Raw genomic sequence first — 18,088 nt, forward strand, 5'->3', positions numbered from 1 at the left:
GACCTTCGGACCGACCGGACGTGGACTGGCTGCCCCCGCCTGGCCGTTGTCTACTGGCCGTGCCTCTCACCCTGCCCGTACACCGGTAACCGCGGCCGGTTCGCGCCGCCCCGCCGACCCCCGCCCGCTGGACCTGGCCGCCGCAACCTCATCGGGTCGCTCGGCCAGCGGACGAAGGGACGAAGCGAACAACAGCCGCTTCCCGTGGTAGGACTCAAAGACGGTACGGTGCGCACCCCCGCCGTTGTCAACCCACCCCGGCCTGTCGTGTGTTGCGCCACGGCGTGTCGCGTCGGCGCGTCTCGATCCGTGCCGGCGCGGACCGCCCCAGCCGGGCGTTACCGGTCGAGCCGACGCAGCCGCCGTGTCAGTCCGCGCCGAGGTGACGGCGCAGCAGCCTCGCCGCCGCAGCCGGATGGTCGGCGGCGAGCAGCCCACCGGCCGCGAGGACGTAGTCGACGTCGACGACCGCACGGGCGGCCCGGGGCAGCGGCCACCCGCCGGCGTGGTCACCGAGCACCGCGGCGAGCACCCCGGCCGCGTCGGCGGCGGGCGCGTGCCGCAACACCCCGCCCGAGCCCACCAGCAGCCGCACGTCGCGCAGGTCCCGGCCGGCCCGTTCCCCGGTGGCCGCGCCACGGGCGTGCCGGCGCAACGCCACCGTCGCCGCGAGCGCGGCGATCCGCCGGTCGGCGGCCCGGTCCCCGTCACCGGCCGGCAGGAAACCCGGATCGGTCGCCCGCGCCGCCGCCGCGGCGGCCAACTCGTCGGACTCCCCGGGGGCGAGGAGACGCTCCTCGGCGGCGGCACGGACCACACCAGGGGCGCTCCACCGCATGCCCAGGTCCCCCTCGACGGTACGGGCCCGCCACAGCGTGCCGGCGACCTCCCGGCCCGGCCCGCTGTCCCGCTCGTCCGGGGTGAGCACCGAGTACACGTCGGTGGTCGCACCGCCCACGTCGACCACGACCAGGTCCCCGCCGAGGGCGTCGGCGAGCACCTCCACCCCGGTGAGCACCGCGTCCGGGGTGGCCGCCCGCACCAGCCGGGCGAACCGGCCACCCCGGGACAGCTTCTTGCCCCCGATGACGTGGCGCAGGAACACCTCCCGGATCGCCGCCCGCGCCGACGCGGGCGCCAGCACCCCGATCCGGGGCAGCACGTTGTCGGCGGCGATGACCGGCACCTTCGCGGCGTCGAGCAGCCCGTGCAGGTCGCCGCGGACGTCGGCGTTGCCGGCGAGCACCACCGGCACCCGCCAGCGGGCCTTCGCCAGCCGCGTCGCGTTGTGCGACAACACCTCCGCGTCACCGCCGTCGGTGCCGCCGACCAGCAGCACCACGTCGGGACGGGCGGCACGCAACGCCGCCAGGTCGGCCCCACCGAGCCGCCCGGCGGCCACGTGCACCACGTTCGCCCCGGCGGACAACCCCACCCGCCGGCCGGCCTGCGCGGTCACCAGAGGCTCATAGCCGATCACCGCCAGCCGCAACCCACCGCCGGCCGACGAACACACATACCAGGGCGGCTCGCCGGGCACCCCCGCGTCGGCGGTGGCGGCGCCGACGGCCGCGTCCAGGCCGTGCAGCACGTCCGTGCCGACCGTGGTCGGCGCCGCCGCCGCCGCGACCAGCCGGCCGCCGTCCAGGTCGACCACCGCCGCCTTGGTGTACGTCGACCCGACGTCGGCGCAGACCGCGACGTTCACGCCGACGCGGGCACGACCACCGTGCCGGTCGCGGTGACCGCCACGATCGGCGGGTCGAGCACCTCGGCGGCCGACTCGCCCCGCTCGGGGCGCCCCCGGCACACCACCCGGGCCGCGAAGTCGATGGTGCGGCTGCGGGTCCCCACCCGGGTCACCGTGGCCACCACCTCAAGCACGTCCCCGGCCTTCATCGGCGCCCTGAACTGCACATCCGAGTACGAGGCGAACAGCCCCTCGTCGCCGTCGGTGCGGATACACACCTCGGTCGCGACGTCCCCGAACAGACCCAGCGCGTACGCCCCGTCGACCAGGTTCCCGGCGTAGTGGGCGTGCGCGTACGGCACGTACCGCCGATGCGTCACCGTCAAACCGAGCCGTGCCTCACTCATACTCCCGCCTTCTTGTCGGTGATCAGGGCGTGGACCAGATAGCTGGCCACCTCACCGGGGGTGGTGCCGCGGCCGAAGATCCGGTCCACGCCCAACTCCCCGGTCATCGTCTCGTCGAAGCGGGGGCCACCGACGATCAGCAGCGGCCGCTTCCCCGCCGGCATCGCCTCCCGGAACGCCGCGGACATCTCCCGGGTGTTGTGCAGGTGCGCGTCACGCTGCGTCACCACCTGTGACACCAGCACCGCGTCGGCCTTCTCCCGCCGGGCCGCCTCCACCAACTCCGGCACGCTCACCTGCGCGCCCAGGTTGGAGACCTTCAACTCCCGGTAGTACTCCAGGCCCTTCTCCCCGGCGATGCCCTTGACGTTGAGGATCGCGTCGATACCGACGGTGTGCGCGTCCGTGCCGATGCACGCCCCCACCACCGACAGCTTGCGCCGCAACCGCCGCTTCACCACCGCGTTGACCTCCTTGGCCGACAGCAGCGGGAAGTCCCGTTCCACCACCTGCACCTGCGACACGTCCACCAGATGGTTCACCCGCCCGTACACCACGAAGAAGGTGAACCCGTCACCCATCGGCTTCGCGTGCACCAGCATCGCCGGGTCGATGCCCATCTTGTTCGCCAACTGCACCGCCGCGCCCTCGGCCCGCTTGTCGTGCGGCACCGGCAGGGTGAACGACACCTGCACCATGCCGTCACCGGTGGTGTCCCCGTACGGACGGACGATCTTCTTCTCCGGGGCCGTCACGCCGCCGCCTCCAGGATCTCCGTGGCCGGGTTGAAGTAGTCGGCCTCGTGCTTCGCGACCCCGTCCAGGCCCTTACCGCGGTCCGCCGGCCGCTTCATGATCCCGAAGGTGCCCTCGGCGATCGCCGTCAACAGCGACTGCTCACCGATCCGGTCCAACAGGTCGACGGCCTCGCCCAGCACCCGGTGGGCGCGCTGCTGGATGAACCCGCCCGGGGCAGGCACGAAATCCTCGTGCAGCCCGCCGGCCGCGCCCAGCACGTACCGCACGTTCTGCAGGGCGATGTCCCGGTCGGACAGCCACGGCGTCACCACCGCCTCGGTCATCATGCCCACCAGCAGGATGCCCTGCCCGGTCATGGCGCCGACCAGGTTGAAGAACCCGTCGAGCAGGTTCCCGCGGAACACGTCCCCGGTCATGTGCTTCGTCGGCGGCATCCACTTCAGCGGCGCGTCCGGGAACAACTCCCGGGCCAGCAACGCATGCGCCAACTCCAGCCGGAACGACTCCGGCAGGTCCGGGTTGATCTCGAACGCGTGCCCCAACCCCAACTGCCAGTCGGCCAGCCCCGCCTCGTGCGCGAAAAACTCGTTGAGCAGCTGCGACACCGTCACCGTGTGCGCCTCGTCGACGGCATCGGCCGTGGTCAGGTAGTTGTCCTCGCCGGTGTTGATGATGATCCCGGCGCGGGCGTGCACCTGCCGGGAGAACCGCTGGTCGACGAACGTGCGGATCGGGTTGATGTCACGGAACAGGATCCCGTACATCGAGTCGTTGAGCATCATGTCCAGCCGCTCCAGGCCGGCCAGCGTCGCCATCTCCGGCATGCACAGACCCGACGCGTAGTTCGTCAACCGCACATAGCGGCCCAGTTCCTTCGACGACTCGTCCAACGCCGCCCGCATCAACCGGAAGTTCTCCTGCGTCGCGTACGTGCCGGCGAAACCCTCCCGGGTCGCCCCCTCCGGCACGTAGTCCAACAGCGACTGACCGGTGGAGCGAATCACCGCGATGACGTCCGCCCCGGCCCGCGCCGCCGCCTGCGCCTGCGGAATGTCCTCGTAGATGTCCCCGGTCGCCACAATCAGATAGATCCACGGCCGCTGCTGCGGATCCCCGTACCGCCCCACCAGCCGGTCCCGCTCGGCCCGCCGCCGATCGATCTGCCGGATCCCGGCCGCCACCGCCCGACGCGCGGCCTTACGCGCCGCCGTCGCGGCCCGACCCGCCGGCTCCGCGAACCGCACCGACCCGGCCGCCGCCTTCTGCGCCAGCAACGTCACATCGGTGATCTGCTCCCGGGCCAACGCGTCGAACACCGGCGCCGCCACCCCGTGCCCCAACCCCACGTCCGCGACGACCGCGTCCACCAGCCGGTTCACCCACGGAATCCCGTCCGGGTCCGCACCGGTCACCCCGGCCAACCGCAGCACCGCCCGCTCCACCGACACCGTCGTGTGGCTGCGGGCCAGATCCACCACCGGCTGCCCGGCCCGACGCGCCAACTCCCGCGCCCGCGCCACCAGCACCGGGTCCAGCCCAAGCTTTCCGGTCACGAACTACCTTCCTCATAGATCAGCTCACCACGCAGCACCGTGGCCCGGCACACCGGCAGCGGCGTCGGATCGTCCGCCCCCCGCAACTCCGGATCCTCGGCCTGCAACACCGGCAGCCCCCGCTGCGCCCCGGCCGGCGTCGACCACACCGCGAACGTCGCCGGCGCCCCCAACGCCAGCAGACCCTCGTTGTCCAGGTGCACCGCACGCCACCCGCCGCGGGTGTGCGCGGCGAACGCCGCCCGCACACTCATCCGCTGCGTCGGATTGTGATGCGCCGCCGCCGCCCGCACCGAACCCCACGGGTCCAGCGGAGTCACCGGCGAATCCGAACCGAACGCCAACGCCACCCCGACCGAGTGCATCGCGCCCATCGGGTTCGACTCCAGCGACCGGGACAGCCCCAACCGCGACTCGTACATCCGACCCGAGCCGCCCCACAACCGGTCGAACGCCGGCTGCATCGACGCCACGATCCCGTACTCCACGAAGCCGGCGATCAACCGCTTGTTCATGATCTCCGCGTGTTCGACCCGGTGCCGGGCCGCCCGCAACCGATCCACACCCAGCTTCTCCGCCGCACCCGCGAACCCCGCCAACACCGTCGAGATCGCCGCGTCCCCGATCGCGTGGAAACCGCCCTGCACACCATGCGCCGCACAGTCCAACAAATGGTCACGCACCTGCTCGACCGTCAGATACCCGTGCCCGCACCCCGCCGGCTCCCCGTCCAGGTACGCCGCCGACACGTGCGCCGTCCGCGACCCCAACGCCCCATCGGCGAACAGGTCACCACCGGCCCCGACCGCACCCAACTCCCGGGCCCGCGCCGCACCCAGCAGCTCACCCCAGTAGCCGTACACCTCCGGCAGCCCGTCACCCGAGACAGCCAACAGACCGGTGAAATCCTCCTCGTCCGAGATCTCCGGACCACCACACTCGTGCACCGACGCGATACCCAACGACGCCGCGTGTTCCAGTGCCCGCCGCTGCGCCGCCACCCGCTGCGCCCGGGTCACCGACGCGAACGCCGCCGCCCGCACCACGTGGTGCGCGTCCCGCCGCAACCACCCCGACGCGTCGTACCCCGGCGCGGCCGGCACCTGCGGGCAGGCCGCCAGCAGCGCCTTCGACACCAACGCCGAATGGATCGACGCCTGCGACAGATACACCCGCCGGCCCCCGGCCGCCCGGTCCAGCGCCGCCGCGTCCGGCAGCGCCCGCTCCGCCCAGTTCGACTCGTCCCAGCCGTGCCCCAGCACCACCGCGTCCCCCGGCAGGCCCGCCGCGAACGCCGACACCGCGTCCAGGAGCTCACCGGCCGAACGCACCCCGGACAGGTCCAACCCCGACAACGCCAACCCGGTGTCCGTGGCGTGCACGTGCGCGTCCACGAACGCCGGAGTCACCAGCGCCCCGCCCAGATCCACCACCCGGTCCGCCCACGGGGCGTCCGCGTCCACGCCCAACCAGGCGATCCGCCCGTCCCGCACCAGCAACGCCGTCGCGCTCGGGTCGGCCGGACAGTGCAGCATGCCGCCGAGATACAGAGTCGAGGGGTTCGTCATGATGTCAGTCTGCCGCGAGGCGGGCCTCAAACAGACGGCGCACCCCCGGCTCCCCACGCAGCAACTCCAGCGCCAACTCCGCGTGCCCCGGCACGTAGCCGTTACCGACCAGCATCGTCACGTCCGCCGCCAGGCCCTCCGCGCCCAACGCCGCCCCCGCGAAGCTCGTCGCCATCGAGAAGAAAATCACCGCGCCGCCGTCCTCGGTGGCCAGGATCGCCCCGTGCTCGCAGCCCGGCACGTCCACGCAGACCACCGTCACGTCCGCCGGCGCGCCCAACGCGGTCGTCACCGCCGTCGACAGCCCCACCGGATCCCGCGCGTCGGCCAACGCGACCACGTCGGCCAGACCGGCCGCGACCAGCGCGTCCCGCTCCGCCGGCACCGGCACCACCCCGACCGTACGGCCCGCGCCCGCCCGCCGCGCCGCGGCCAGCGACAGCGACCCGCTCTTGCCGGCTCCGCCGACCACCGCGACCCGCACCGGCCGGGGGTCCCCGTCACGCCGCCGCCGCTGCACCTGCTCGCCGACCACCCGTGCGGTCAGCGCCGGCGCCCCGCACACATCCAGCACCGCCAAAGACAGCTCCGGATGCAGGTCCGCCGGCAGCACCGCCGCGATCGACCGGGCGAACAGGATCGCGTAGCCGTCACACGGCACCTGCTCGCTGCGCCCGTCCCACCGGGCCAGCCCGTCCAGGATCATCAGCGGCGTCAACGTCAGCGACACCAGCGTGGCCACCCGGTCGCCCGGCCGCAGCCCCAGCGGGGACCGCCTCCCGGCCTCCTCCACCGTGCCGATCAGCATGCCGCCCGACCCGGTCACCGGGTTCTGCATCTTCCCCCGGGTCGAGATGATCTCCAGCACCTCGGCGCGGACCTTTTCCCCGTCCCCGCCGTGCTTCTCCGACAGCTGCCGGAAGCTGGCCGCGTCCAGGTTCAGCCGCTGCACCCGGATCCGCACCTCGTTGGAGGCGATCCGCGGATCGGCGTCGAGGCGCCAGGCCGCCTGCGGCAGCACCCCCGCAGGTTCCACGACGCGGTGCAGACCCACCGGTGACGTCATGCCAGCCTCCTCCATCCAGCCGCTCGAACCCCCGACCAGGGCTCGCCTGGCGGGAAAACTTCCGGCAGACTAATTTCTTCACCGGATATTTTCCAGTAGCCTTCGGGGCTATTGATCAAACCGCACCGCCAACGAGGAGGGGCCGTGACCCAGACCCAACCGGTGGAGACCATCCCAGCGCCCCGCTCCACGCCGGTCGCGGTCCCCACCGCCGGACAGCCGTACGAATACCGCCGCAACCCGCTGGTCGAACCCGACTGGACCCGCTTCCCCGGCTGGCGCCACGTCACCCGCGAGCAGTGGGAGAACGCCCAGTGGCAGCGGGTCAACTGCGTCAAGAACATCAAGCAGCTGCGCACCGTCCTCGGCGACCTCGTCGACGAGACCTTCTACGCCGACCTCGAGGCGGACCAGAAGGCCCTCGCCACCATGTCGATGCTGGTACCGCCGCAGATGCTCAACACCATGGTGCCGTTCGAGCCGATGACCACCGATGCGCTCCTCGCCGACCCGGTCCGCCGCTACATGATCCCCGTCGCCTCCGACCGGCGCACCGACTGGCCCTCCCACCCGTACGCCAGCCGCGACAGCCTCCACGAGCACGACATGTGGGTCGCCGAGGGCCTCACCCACCGCTACCCGACCAAGGTCCTCGCCGAGCTGCTCTCCACCTGCCCGCAGTACTGCGGCCACTGCACCCGGATGGACCTCGTCGGCAACTCCACCCCCACCGTCGACAAGCTCAAGCTGACCCTCAAGCCCGTCGACCGCTACGACGCCCACATCGCCTACCTCAAGGCCCACCCCGGCGTCCGCGACGTCGTCGTCTCCGGTGGCGACGTGGCCAACGTGCCGTGGAAGAACCTCGAGTCCTACCTGATGCGGCTGCTCGAGATCGAAACCATCCGCGACATCCGCCTCGCCACCAAGGCCCTCATGGGCCTGCCCCAGCACTGGCTCCAGCCCGACGTCGTCGAGGGCCTCGAACGGGTCGCCCGCACCGCCGCCCGCCGCGGTGTCAACCTGGCCATCCACACCCACGTCAACCACCGGCAGTCCATCACCCCGCTGGTCGCCAAGGCTGCCCAGACCGCCCTCGACGTCGGCGTCCGCGACGTCCGCAACCAGGGCGTCCTCATGCGCGGCGTCAACGCCACCGCCGGCGACCTGCTCGACCTCTGCTTCGCCCTGCAGGGCGAAGCGGGCATCCTGCCGTACTACTTCTACATGTGCGACATGATCCCCAACGCCGAGCACTGGCGGGTCCCCGTCTGGCACGCCCAGCAACTCCAGCACGACATCATGGGCTACCTGCCCGGCTACGCCACCCCGCGCATCGTCTGCGACGTCCCGTTCGTCGGCAAGCGCTGGGTGCACATGCTCACCGAGTACGACCGCGAGCGCGGCATCTCCTACTGGACCAAGAACTACCGCACCTCGATCGAGTCCGCCGACCTGGAGGCGCTCAACAAGCGTTACGCCTACTACGACCCGATCGACACCCTGCCCGAGACCGGCCAGGCCTGGTGGGAAGCCCACCGCGACGACTGACCCGCACCGCCCGTCGCTCGGCACCCCGCACCTGGGTGCCGGGCGACACCGTCAGCTCCCCCGCGGCGCGTACATGATCACGGCAACACCCAGCAGGCAGATCGCCGCGCCCGCCACGTCCCACCGGTCCGGGCGGAAGCCGTCCACCAGCACGCCCCACGCCAACGACCCGGCCACGAACACGCCGCCGTACGCGGCCAGGATCCGGCCGAAGTTCGGGTCCGGCTGGAACGTCGCCACGAACCCGTACGCGCCCAATGCCAGCACCCCGGCCGCCACCCACCACAGCCCTCGGTGCTCCCGCCAGCCCTGCCAGACCAGCCAGGCCCCACCGATCTCGGCGAGTGCGGCCAGCACGAACAGCACCAGGGAACGCAGGGCAATCACCCCGCGACCTTATCCGGCGGCGCACCGTCCACCCCGCCCCACGCGTTCACAGCGTCGGCGGAGGCCGGCTTGATCGACTCCGTGTGCGGCATGTGGTGGTCTCGGCCGGGTCCGGAGACCGCCGTTTGCGGGACACGGAGTCGATCACCGCAGTCATGCGAAGCGGCGGCCCCCCGGGGATCCCCGGGGGGCCGCCGCTTGACGGGTCACTTCTCGAAGGCGTCGCGGACGTCCCGACCGGCCTGCTTGGCGTGCTGGCCGGCCTGTTGGGCCCGGGCCCCGCTCTGCTCGCTGGCGCCCTCCGCCCGCAACCTCTCGTTGTCGGTGACGTCGCCGATCCGCTCCTTGGCCATGCCGCTCATCTCCTGAGCCTTGCTCTTCGCCTTGTCGGTGAAGCCCATGTCGCGTCTCCTCAGCGTCGGCTTGGTTGCGCTTCGCCGTTGTTACGTGCCCGTTGGCGGTCGAGGCAAACGCTGGTGCGGGGGCACACATCGCGTTCGCGCATCCTAGGAAGATGGGAAACAGTCCGTCGATCGTACTGGCCCGGTCCTACCGTGGTTGACTGGACCGGTGAGCGAGATCCTGCTGATCCGGCACGGCGAGACCGCGTGGAGCGCCAGCCACCGGCACACCTCGTACACCGACCTGGAGCTGACACCCGACGGGGAGCGACAGGCCCGCGCACTCGGCGTGCTGCTCGCCGGACGCCGTTTCGTCCGCGTCCTGTCCAGCCCCCGGCAGCGGGCGACCTGCACCGCCCACCTCGCCGGGCTCGACGTCGACACCACCGACCCAGACCTGGCCGAGTGGAACTACGGCGACTACGAGGGCCGCACCACGGCGGACATCCACCACGAGAATCCACACTGGAACATCTGGACCGACGGTGCACCCGGCGGGGAGTCACCGACGCAGGTCGGCGAGCGGGCCGACCAGGTGCTCGCCGCGACCGCTCCCTTGCTCGACCGGGGCAGCGTCGCCCTGGTCGGCCACGCGCACAGCCTGCGGGTGATCGGCGCCCGCTGGATCGGGCTGCCCCCGTCCGCCGGCGGGCTGCTACGGCTGGACACCGCCACCGTCAGCGTGCTCGGTCACGAGCACGGGCGGCGGGTCATCCTGCGGTGGAACCAGCCGGCTCCGTCGACCGGGACCGCCCCCGCTCAGGCAGCTCGGCACTGAGCCGCGGGGGCCGGTTCTCATACGGCGTGGAGAGCACCACCGTGGTGCGGGTGGTGACGTTGGCCGCCGTCCGGATCTCCTGGAGCACCCGCTCCAGGTCCGCCGGGCTGGCCACCCGCACCAGCAGCAGGTAGAAGTCCTCCCCGGCCACCGAGTAGCACGAGTCGATCTCGGACAGGTGGGCCAGCCGCTCCGGCGCGTCGTCCGGCTGCGACGGGTCGAACGGCCGGATCGCCACGAACGCGGTCAACGGCAGGTCCAGCGCCTCGAACGACACCCGCGCGGCGTACCCCTTGATGACGCCGCGCTGCTCCAGCCGGCGGACCCGCTGGTGCACGGCGGACACCGACAGCCCCACTCGTTCGGCGAGGTCGGTGTACGACAGCCGACCGTCCCCGGTCAGCGCGGCGACGATGGCCCGGTCGATCTCCTCCACGCGCTGCAACCTACCCGGAAAACCGCGCGCACGCCGCATCTGGCCCACCGGGCGGGCAGCTCGGTGGGCCGGACGGTCATCCGGAGGGTCAGCTCCTGGCCAGATCCCGGGAGATCACCAGCCGCTGGATCTGGTTGGTGCCCTCGACGATCTGCAGCACCTTCGCCTCCCGCAGGTACCGCTCGACCGGGTGGTCGACGACGTAGCCGGCGCCGCCGAGCACCTGCACCGCGTCGATGGTCACCCGCATCGCCGCGTCGGTGGCGAAGAGCTTCGCCTTCGCCGCCTCGATCGAGTACGGCCGGCCGGCGTCGCGCAGCCGGGCGGCGGCCAGCATCAGCGCGCGGGCCGCGGAGATCTGGGTGGCGTGGTCGGCGAGGGTGAAGCCGAGCCCCTGGAAGTCGATGATCGACCGGCCGAACTGTTGGCGCTCCTTCGCGTAGCCGACCGCGTAGTCGAGGGCGGCCTGTGCCAGGCCGACCGCGCAGGCGGCAATACCCAGACGGCCGGAGTCCAGTGCGGACATGGCGATGGTGAAGCCCGCCCCCTCACCCCCGATCAGCCGCTCGGCCGGCACCCGGGCCTCGTCGAAGGCGATCTGGGCCACCGGGGAGGAGTGCAGGCCCATGGTCCGCTCGGCGGCCTGCGGGTGGATCCCGGGGGTGTTCCGGTCCGCCAGGAGACAGGAGATGCCCTTCGGGCCGGGGCTGCCGGTGCGGCAGAAGATGTTGTAGAAGTCGGCGACCTGGGCGTGGGTGATCCACGCCTTGGTGCCGGAGACCACGTAGTCGTCGCCGTCGCGGACCGCCTTCGTGGTCAGGGACGCGGCGTCGGAGCCACCCTGCGGCTCGGAGAGGCAGTACGCGCCGAGCAGTTCCCCGCCGATCATGTCGGGCAGCAACTTGCGCTGCTCGTCGGTGCCGAACTGGGCGAGCGGGTAGCAGGACAGCGTGTGCACGCTGACCGCCTCGGCGACGGCGAGCCAACGGCTGGCGAGGATCTCCAGCACCTGGAGGTAGACCTCGTACGGCTGCGCGGCCCCGCCGTGTTCCTCGGCGTACGGCAGGCCCAGCAGTCCGGCCCGACCCAGGGTGCGCAGCACCTCGCGGGGGAACTCGGCACGCTCCTCGAAGCCGGCGGCCTTCGGAGCGAGCTCCCGGTCGGCGAGTTCGGTGGCGAGGGCCAGCAGGTCGTGGGCCTCGTCGGTGGGGAGGATGCGGTCGACAGTCATAGCGCGATGAGCTCCGTGGGGGTCGTGTTGAGCCGTTGCCCGCCGTCCGTCGTGCAGACGACGATGTCCTCGATCCGGGCGCCGTGCCGCCCGGCGAGGTAGATTCCGGGTTCGACCGAGAAGGCCATCCCGGCTTCGATGGGCCGGGAATTGCCGGCGACGACGTACGGCTCCTCGTGGGTGTCGAGACCGATGCCGTGGCCGGTGCGGTGCAGGAAGGCGTCCCCGTGGCCGGCGGCGGCGATGACGTCCCGGGCCACCGCGTCGACCGCCTCGGCGCTCACCCCGGGCCGGACCGCCGCCACCGCCGCCCGCTGGGCCTCGTAGAGGACCGTGTAGTAGTCGGTGAACTCGGCCGGGGCGGAGCCGCCGACGACGTAGGTGCGGGTGCAGTCGGAGCGGTAGCCCGACGGCATGGTGCCGCCGATGTCGACCACCACGGGCTCGCCGGCACGGATCGGCCGGTCGGAGGTGCCGTGGTGCGGGCTGGCGCCGTTCGGCCCGGCGGCGACGATGACGAAGTCGACGGTCACGTGGCCGGCGGCCCGGATGGCGGTGGCGATGTCGGCCGCCACCGCCACCTCGGTCCGGCCGGGGCGCAGCCACTCCCCCATCCGCCGGTGCACCGCGTCGATCGCGGCGCCCGCCTCGGCGAGGGCGGCCACCTCGGCGGGCGACTTGCGGATCCGCAGCTCGCGCAGCACCTCGGAGGCGAGGCGCTGGGTGGCGTCGGGCAGCGTGGCGCGCAGGGCGAGAACCTGCTCGGCCCACATCCGGTCGGCCAGCCCGACGGCGGCCGCTGGTCCGGGCAGCGCCGCCCGGACCAGCGGGTACGGGTCGGTGCCGTCGGCGTGGTCGACGATCCGGAAGCCGGTGCCGGGGGCGGCTTCCGCCCCGGGGCGCTCCAGGACCGGCACGATCAGGGTGGGTTCGCCCTCCGCCGGGAGCACCAGGCAGGTCAGCCGCTCCCCCACGTGGGCGTCGTAGCCGGTCAGGTAGCGCAGGTCGGAGCCGGGGGTGAGCAGCAGCGCGTCCAGCCCCGCCGCGGCGGTGGCGCGCTGCGCGGCGGCCAGCCGCTCGGCCGGGTACAGCTCGTTGGTTCCCACCCCCTGAGCTTAACGGTCGTTTGGGCGATGGTGGGGGCCGGTCACGCGTCCCGGCGGCGCATCGCGACGTACCCGGCGAGCAACGCCGCCGCCGTCCACAGCGCCATGATCCCCACCCCGGTCCACGGACCGTAGGGGCGGGCGAAGCGCGGGTCGTCCGCCGGCCCGACAATGTGCATGATCACCATGCCCGCCTGGTCCGGCAGGTACTGCGCGACGGTCTTCACCCTCGGCACGTTGCCCAGCCCCTGCGAGCCGAGAAAGAGGACCGGAAGCAGGACACCCAGGGCGGGGATGGCGCTGCGCGCCAGCGCCGCCAGCCCGGTCGCGAACAGGTAGATGAGCACCAGGTAGAGGCACGCGCCGGCCACCGCGACGGAAACCCCGTCCGCGCCCAGGGAGGTGCCGTGCGGGCCGAGGCCGGCCTGCGCGGCGGCGAAGGTGGCGAGCACGGTCACCACGGCGGCCACTCCGGCCAGCAGCGCCCCGGTGAGGACCTTGGCGGCGTAGAACCGTCCGCGCCGTGGCACCGCGGCGAGGGACACCCGGATCATCCCGGTGGAGTGCTCGCTGGTGACCACGAAGACCGCGAGCACCACCAGCGCGAGCTGGCCGATGGTGAGGCTGTAGAAGGTGGCGAAGAGCGGATCGAAACGGTCCTGCTGATTCGGGGGCAGGTGCGCGAAACCGGTCCGGAAGTTACGCCCGAACAGATATCCGAGGCCGACGCTGAGCGCGACCGCCAGCGAGAGGCACCAGATCGTCGACCGTACCGAGCGGATCTTGGTCCACTCGGCCGAGAGCAGCGCGGTCATCGCCACCCACCCTCCGCCAGGTGCTCGGCCACGCCCTCGGTCAGCCGCAGGTACGCCTCCTCCAGCGAGGCCGACCCGGCGCCCGTGACGAGTTCACCGACCGTCGTGTCGGCGATCAGCCGGCCCCGGCCGATGACGATCAGCCGGTCGGCGGTCAGCTCCATCTCGCTCATCAGATGGCTGGAGACCAGCACCGTCCGGCCCTCGGCAGCCAGCGCCCGCATCAGCTCGCGGATCCACCGCACGCCCTGCGGGTCCAGCCCGTTCACCGGCTCGTCGAGGATCAGGACGCCCGGATCCCCGAGCAGCGCCGCCGCGATGCCCAACCGCTGCCGCATGCCGAGCGAGAAATCGCCGACCCGGCTACGGGCCACCCCGGCCAGGCCGACCTGTGCCAGCACCGACGACGTCCGGGCGGCGCCGATGCCGTTGGTCTTCGCCAGCCACCGCAGGTGGTCGACCGCCGACCGCCCCGGGTGCACGGCGTTCGCGTCGAGCAGGGCACCCACCTCACGCAGCGGATGGCGCATCGACGCGTACGCCCGGCCGCCGACCAGCGCCTCGCCGGAGGTCGGCGCGGCCAGCCCGAGCAGCACCCGCATGGTGGTGGTCTTGCCGGCACCGTTCGGGCCGAGGAAGCCGGTGACCACGCCCGGCCGGACGGTGAAGGAGAGCCCGTCGACGGCCACCCCGCGCCGGTACCTCTTGGTCAGCTCGTTGACTTCGATCACGGCAGCCACCGTGCCCGAGGGCGGGCGCCGGGCGCATCGGAGCACGGGATGACCTACCCAGGGGGGAGGCAGCGGCCGGCCCCCGCCGATACCGTGAGCGGGGTGGATCGGAGCAGACGGCTCAGCCGCCGCCAGTTGATCGCCCTCGACGGCCTGGCCGCGATCGGATACCTGCTGCTGTTCGCGCCGTCCGCCGTCGTCCGCGCCGACGTGCCGGCCTGGGTCTCGATACCGCTCATGGTGGTGGTCGGCGCGCCGGTGGCGGTACGGCGGCGGTGGCCGGGACCGGTGTTCCTGGTCGTGTTCGCCGCGTCGGTCGCGGCGACGGCCGCCGGCGTACTGGCGGATCCGTTCGTCGTCGCCGCGTTCGCGCTGTATCCGGTCGCCCGCGACGGCCGGTGCGCCTGGGTGCCCACTCCGGTGGTCGGCGCGGTGGCCGCGACCGTGCTCCTCGGCGGCTCCGTGGCCGGCACCCCGTACCACTCGTGGCAGCGACTCGGCGTCGTCGTGCTCGGCGCCGGCTTCCTGGCCGGGGCGTGGACCACCGGCCGCCTCGTACGAGCGCGCCGCGCCGATGCCGCCCGCTCCGCCGCCGAGCTGGCCGGCCGCGCGGTGGCCGAGGAGCGCCTGCGCATCGCCCGGGAACTGCACGACGTGGTCGCGCACGGCATGAGCCTCATCGCGGTCAAGGCCGGCACGGCCAACCACGTCTTCTCGGTGCGGCCCGACGAGGCACAGCAGGCGCTGCGGGTCATCGAGTCGACAAGCCGCTCCGCGCTCGCCGAGATGCGCCACCTGCTCGGCGTGTTGCGCTCCGACACGGACGGCGCCGAGCTGGCCCCCGCCCCCGGGCTGGCCGCGCTGCCCACGCTGGTCGAGCGGGCGGAGCAGGCCGGCGTGCCGGTCGAGCTCGACGTCCGGGACGCGCACGAGCTGCCCGAGGGCGTGGCGCTGTCGGTGTACCGGATCGTGCAGGAGGCGCTGACGAACGTGGTCCGCCACGCCGCGCCGGCCCGCTGCCGGGTGTCGATCGTGGCCAGGGACGGCGAGGTCCGCGTCGAGGTGACCGACGACGGGCCGGGGACGCGGATGCCGCCGCCGAACCGGCACGCCGGGCACGGGCTGATCGGCATGCGGGAGCGGGTCCTGATGTACGGCGGCTCGTTCCACGCCGGGCCCCGGCCGGAGGGCGGGTTCGGCGTCGCCGCGCGCCTACCCTGTGAGCCGTGACCGATCCGATCCGGGTGCTCGTCGCCGACGACCAGGCCCTGGTGCGGGGCAGCTTCCGCCTGCTCGTGGACACCGCGCCCGGGCTCACCGCGATCGGCGAGGCGGGCACCGGCGCCGAGGCGGTGTCGCTCGCCCGCGCCGCCCGACCCGACGTGGTCCTCATGGACATCCGGATGCCGGAGATGGACGGCATCGAGGCGACCCGGCGAATCTGCGCCGGGCCCGGCCCGGGGCCGCGGGTGCTCGTGCTGACCACGTTCGACCTCGACGAGTACGTGTACGCGGCGCTGCGCGCGGGCGCGAGCGGATTCCTGCTCAAGGACGTGCCGCCGGCCGACCTGCTGGACGGCATCCGGGTCGTCGCGGCGGGCGACGGGCTGCTCGCGCCGACCGTGACCCGGCGGCTGATCGCCGAATTCGCCCGGCGTACGCCCCCGCCCCGCCCGGTCGCGGACGACCTCGACCGGATCACCGGCCGGGAGCGGGAGGTGCTCACGCTCATCGCCCGCGGCCTGTCCAACCCGGAGATCGCCGGGCACCTGCACCTCAGCCCGGCCACCGTCAAGACCCACATCGGGCACCTGCTCGCCAAGCTCGACGCCCGGGACCGGGCCCAGCTCGTGATCGTGGCATACGAGTCGGGCCTGGTGACGCCGGTGCGGACGCGCCACCTTTGACATGCAAGCAGGTACTTGCCTAACCTTGCGTACAGGCGCCGGCATCCGGTCGGTCGAGGACCGGGAGTCCGGCAATGACCGACAGGGACACCACACTCACCCCGTTCCTGATGTTCGAAGGGGCCGCCACCGAGGCCATGAACTTCTACGTCTCGCTCTTCGACGACGGCGAGATCCTCTCCGTCACACGACGGGAGGACGACGACCCCGGCGGCGCCGGCACCGTGCACCTCGCCGAGTTCCGCGTGGCCGGGCAACGACTGTTGTGCAGTGACAGCAGTGTGCGTCACGGATTCTCCTTCACCCCCTCGCTGTCACTGTTCGTGCGATGCCGAGACGACGCCGAGCTCGCCCGCCTGCACCAGGCGCTCGCCGAGGGCGGACGGGAACTCATGCCGCCCGGCAACTACGGCTTCAGCACCCGCTTCGCCTGGGTCAACGACCGCTTCGGGGTGTCCTGGCAGCTCAACCTGCCGTGACCGACGTCTTCACCGCGATCGCCGACCCCACCCGCCGGGCGATCCTCGACGAGCTGGCCGAACGCAACGGCCAGACCCTCTTCGAGATCTGCGCGCGGCTGACGACCCGGTACGGCATCGGATCCTCCCGCCAGGCGATCTCGCAGCACCTCGACACCCTCTCGGCAGCCGGACTCGTGCGCTTCGAGCGAAGCGGCCGCTACAAGTTCCACCACGCCGACTTCGGGCCGCTGCGCGCGGTCGTCGATCGGTGGCCGATCCCTGAGGAGGGACCTTGATCCGCGTCAACCTGGCCAGCGTCTTCGTCGACGACCAAGAGAAGGCGCTCGCCTTCTACACGGAGGTGTTGGGCTTCGAGCCGAAGACCGACATCCCGCTCGGCGAACACCGCTGGCTCACCGTCGTCTCCCCCGCCGATCCCGACGGCGTCGAGCTCGTGCTCGAACCGGCCGGCCACCCGGCGGTCGGCCCGTTCCGGCAGGCGCTCGTCGCCGACGGCATCCCGTTCACCTCGTTCGCCGTCGACGACGTACGCGCGGAGTTCGACCGGCTGCGGGCGCGCGGTGTCGAGTTCACCCAGCCGCCGGTGGCGATGGGCGCGGTGACGACCGCGGTGCTCGACGACACGTGCGGGAACCTGATCCAGCTGGCGAGCGCCGCCTGAGCCGGACCGAGCCTCGGGCAAGATCAGGGAGCCGGGCCCCGGCTTCCTGATCGTTGCGCGGTCCGGCCAGGATGGAACGCGTGATCCGCTTCATATTGAACCTGTTGTGGCTCGTCTTCGGTGGCGGCTTCGTCCTCGCCCTCGGCTACGGCCTGGCCGCGCTGATCTGCTTCGTGCTGGTGGTCACCATCCCGTTCGGCGTGGCCTCGCTCCGCCTCGCCTCGTACGCGCTCTGGCCGTTCGGCCGCACTCTCGTCCCCAAGCCGGGCGCCGGGATCGCCTCCGGCCTCGCCAACGTGCTGTGGGTGCTGCTGGCCGGCTGGTGGCTCGCGCTGTCCCACATCGTCGCCGGGGTCTCCCTCTGCGTCACCATCATCGGCATCCCGTTCGGGGTGGCGAACTTCAAGCTCGTGCCGGCGGCGCTCTGGCCGCTCGGTCAGGAGGTTGTCGACACCCCCTGACCGCCCTCGACCACGCCCCGATCGGGTGAACGGCGGCATCCCTGGGGGATGCCGCCGTTCACGTCGCGGCGGGTTACCATCCCTACGGCATCCTAGGAG

Annotated in this window: 21 protein-coding genes; 8 read left to right on the forward strand and 13 right to left on the reverse strand. The window is 72.5% G+C overall.

The annotated features are described in order from the left end of the window. Window positions 1-367: 367 nt before the first annotated feature. The 6 genes from ACIRG9_RS15065 to ACIRG9_RS15090 are packed head-to-tail and all read right to left on the reverse strand — an operon-like array spanning window position 368 to window position 7,042. On the reverse strand, window positions 368-1,708 hold the full coding sequence (locus tag ACIRG9_RS15065) for a glutamate mutase L (protein WP_402855243.1): 1,341 nt from the start codon (window positions 1,706-1,708) through the stop codon (window positions 368-370). Then, window positions 1,705-2,097: a hotdog domain-containing protein gene (locus tag ACIRG9_RS15070; protein WP_402855246.1), complete on the reverse strand. Its 393-nt coding sequence runs from the start codon at window positions 2,095-2,097 to the stop codon at window positions 1,705-1,707. Before ACIRG9_RS15070 ends, ACIRG9_RS15065 begins: the two co-directional genes overlap by 4 nt. After that, window positions 2,094-2,852, reverse strand: a complete 759-nt coding sequence (locus ACIRG9_RS15075) for an OAM dimerization domain-containing protein (RefSeq protein WP_402855249.1) — start codon at window positions 2,850-2,852, stop codon at window positions 2,094-2,096. The genes ACIRG9_RS15070 and ACIRG9_RS15075 overlap by 4 nt, the downstream gene beginning before the upstream one ends. Further along, window positions 2,849-4,408, reverse strand: coding sequence for a lysine 5,6-aminomutase subunit alpha (locus ACIRG9_RS15080; RefSeq protein ID WP_402855252.1), 1,560 nt, complete (start codon window positions 4,406-4,408; stop codon window positions 2,849-2,851). Before ACIRG9_RS15080 ends, ACIRG9_RS15075 begins: the two co-directional genes overlap by 4 nt. Then, a complete protein-coding gene (locus ACIRG9_RS15085; protein ID WP_402855255.1) occupies window positions 4,405-5,976 on the reverse strand; it encodes an amidohydrolase in 1,572 nt (523 codons plus the stop codon). Before ACIRG9_RS15085 ends, ACIRG9_RS15080 begins: the two co-directional genes overlap by 4 nt. 4 nt (window positions 5,977-5,980) lie before the next feature. Further along, entirely contained in the window at window positions 5,981-7,042 is a 1,062-nt protein-coding gene (locus tag ACIRG9_RS15090; protein ID WP_402855258.1) for a zinc-binding alcohol dehydrogenase, read from the reverse strand. Window positions 7,043-7,186: 144 nt separating this feature from the next. Here ACIRG9_RS15090 and ACIRG9_RS15095 point away from each other — a divergent pair, with 144 nt between their 5' ends. Beyond that, entirely contained in the window at window positions 7,187-8,593 is a 1,407-nt protein-coding gene (locus ACIRG9_RS15095; protein WP_402855261.1) for a KamA family radical SAM protein, read from the forward strand. A gap of 51 nt (window positions 8,594-8,644) precedes the next feature. Here ACIRG9_RS15095 and ACIRG9_RS15100 read toward each other — a convergent pair whose 3' ends face one another. Together ACIRG9_RS15100 and ACIRG9_RS15105 are read right to left on the reverse strand one after the other, a co-directional pair. Continuing rightward, a complete protein-coding gene (locus ACIRG9_RS15100) occupies window positions 8,645-8,980 on the reverse strand; it encodes a YnfA family protein (protein WP_402855264.1) in 336 nt (111 codons plus the stop codon). 206 nt (window positions 8,981-9,186) lie between these two features. Next, window positions 9,187-9,381 (reverse strand): CsbD family protein, encoded by a 195-nt coding sequence (locus ACIRG9_RS15105; protein WP_402855267.1) that lies wholly within the window; start codon window positions 9,379-9,381, stop codon window positions 9,187-9,189. Between the two features lie 169 nt (window positions 9,382-9,550). Here ACIRG9_RS15105 and ACIRG9_RS15110 point away from each other — a divergent pair, with 169 nt between their 5' ends. Then, the gene (locus tag ACIRG9_RS15110; protein ID WP_402855270.1) at window positions 9,551-10,159 is read left to right on the forward strand and encodes a histidine phosphatase family protein; all 609 of its coding nucleotides are present in this window, start codon (window positions 9,551-9,553) and stop codon (window positions 10,157-10,159) included. Here ACIRG9_RS15110 and ACIRG9_RS15115 read toward each other — a convergent pair. From ACIRG9_RS15115 to ACIRG9_RS15135, 5 genes are all read right to left on the reverse strand, one after another. Beyond that, window positions 10,092-10,595: an Lrp/AsnC family transcriptional regulator gene (locus tag ACIRG9_RS15115; protein WP_402855273.1), complete on the reverse strand. Its 504-nt coding sequence runs from the start codon at window positions 10,593-10,595 to the stop codon at window positions 10,092-10,094. The genes ACIRG9_RS15110 and ACIRG9_RS15115 overlap by 68 nt on opposite strands. An 88-nt stretch (window positions 10,596-10,683) precedes the next feature. After that, window positions 10,684-11,826, reverse strand: a complete 1,143-nt coding sequence (locus ACIRG9_RS15120) for an acyl-CoA dehydrogenase family protein (protein ID WP_402855276.1) — start codon at window positions 11,824-11,826, stop codon at window positions 10,684-10,686. After that, window positions 11,823-12,932, reverse strand: a complete 1,110-nt coding sequence (locus ACIRG9_RS15125) for a M24 family metallopeptidase (RefSeq protein WP_402855278.1) — start codon at window positions 12,930-12,932, stop codon at window positions 11,823-11,825. Before ACIRG9_RS15125 ends, ACIRG9_RS15120 begins: the two co-directional genes overlap by 4 nt. Before the next feature lie 41 nt (window positions 12,933-12,973). Continuing rightward, entirely contained in the window at window positions 12,974-13,747 is a 774-nt protein-coding gene (locus ACIRG9_RS15130) for an ABC transporter permease (RefSeq protein ID WP_402855281.1), read from the reverse strand. Continuing rightward, window positions 13,744-14,478: an ABC transporter ATP-binding protein gene (locus tag ACIRG9_RS15135; RefSeq protein ID WP_402855284.1), complete on the reverse strand. Its 735-nt coding sequence runs from the start codon at window positions 14,476-14,478 to the stop codon at window positions 13,744-13,746. The genes ACIRG9_RS15130 and ACIRG9_RS15135 overlap by 4 nt, the downstream gene beginning before the upstream one ends. A 102-nt stretch (window positions 14,479-14,580) precedes the next feature. Here ACIRG9_RS15135 and ACIRG9_RS15140 point away from each other — a divergent pair, with 102 nt between their 5' ends. The 6 genes from ACIRG9_RS15140 to ACIRG9_RS15165 all read left to right on the forward strand — a co-directional run bounded on the left by ACIRG9_RS15140 (window position 14,581) and on the right by ACIRG9_RS15165 (window position 17,989). Continuing rightward, window positions 14,581-15,708, forward strand: coding sequence for a sensor histidine kinase (locus tag ACIRG9_RS15140; protein ID WP_402855287.1), 1,128 nt, complete (start codon window positions 14,581-14,583; stop codon window positions 15,706-15,708). Further along, on the forward strand, window positions 15,705-16,385 hold the full coding sequence (locus ACIRG9_RS15145; RefSeq protein ID WP_402855290.1) for a response regulator: 681 nt from the start codon (window positions 15,705-15,707) through the stop codon (window positions 16,383-16,385). The genes ACIRG9_RS15140 and ACIRG9_RS15145 overlap by 4 nt, the downstream gene beginning before the upstream one ends. Before the next feature lie 74 nt (window positions 16,386-16,459). Further along, a complete protein-coding gene (locus ACIRG9_RS15150) occupies window positions 16,460-16,864 on the forward strand; it encodes a VOC family protein (protein WP_402855293.1) in 405 nt (134 codons plus the stop codon). Beyond that, window positions 16,861-17,142, forward strand: coding sequence for an ArsR/SmtB family transcription factor (locus tag ACIRG9_RS15155; protein ID WP_402855296.1), 282 nt, complete (start codon window positions 16,861-16,863; stop codon window positions 17,140-17,142). The genes ACIRG9_RS15150 and ACIRG9_RS15155 overlap by 4 nt, the downstream gene beginning before the upstream one ends. Continuing rightward, window positions 17,142-17,528, forward strand: a complete 387-nt coding sequence (locus tag ACIRG9_RS15160) for a VOC family protein (protein ID WP_402856054.1) — start codon at window positions 17,142-17,144, stop codon at window positions 17,526-17,528. The genes ACIRG9_RS15155 and ACIRG9_RS15160 overlap by 1 nt, the downstream gene beginning before the upstream one ends. Window positions 17,529-17,608: 80 nt before the next feature. Continuing rightward, window positions 17,609-17,989: a YccF domain-containing protein gene (locus ACIRG9_RS15165; RefSeq protein ID WP_402855299.1), complete on the forward strand. Its 381-nt coding sequence runs from the start codon at window positions 17,609-17,611 to the stop codon at window positions 17,987-17,989. Window positions 17,990-18,088 lie beyond the last annotated feature (99 nt).

Source organism: Micromonospora sp. NPDC093277 (assembly GCF_044765245.1).
Taxonomy (GTDB): domain Bacteria; phylum Actinomycetota; class Actinomycetes; order Mycobacteriales; family Micromonosporaceae; genus Micromonospora.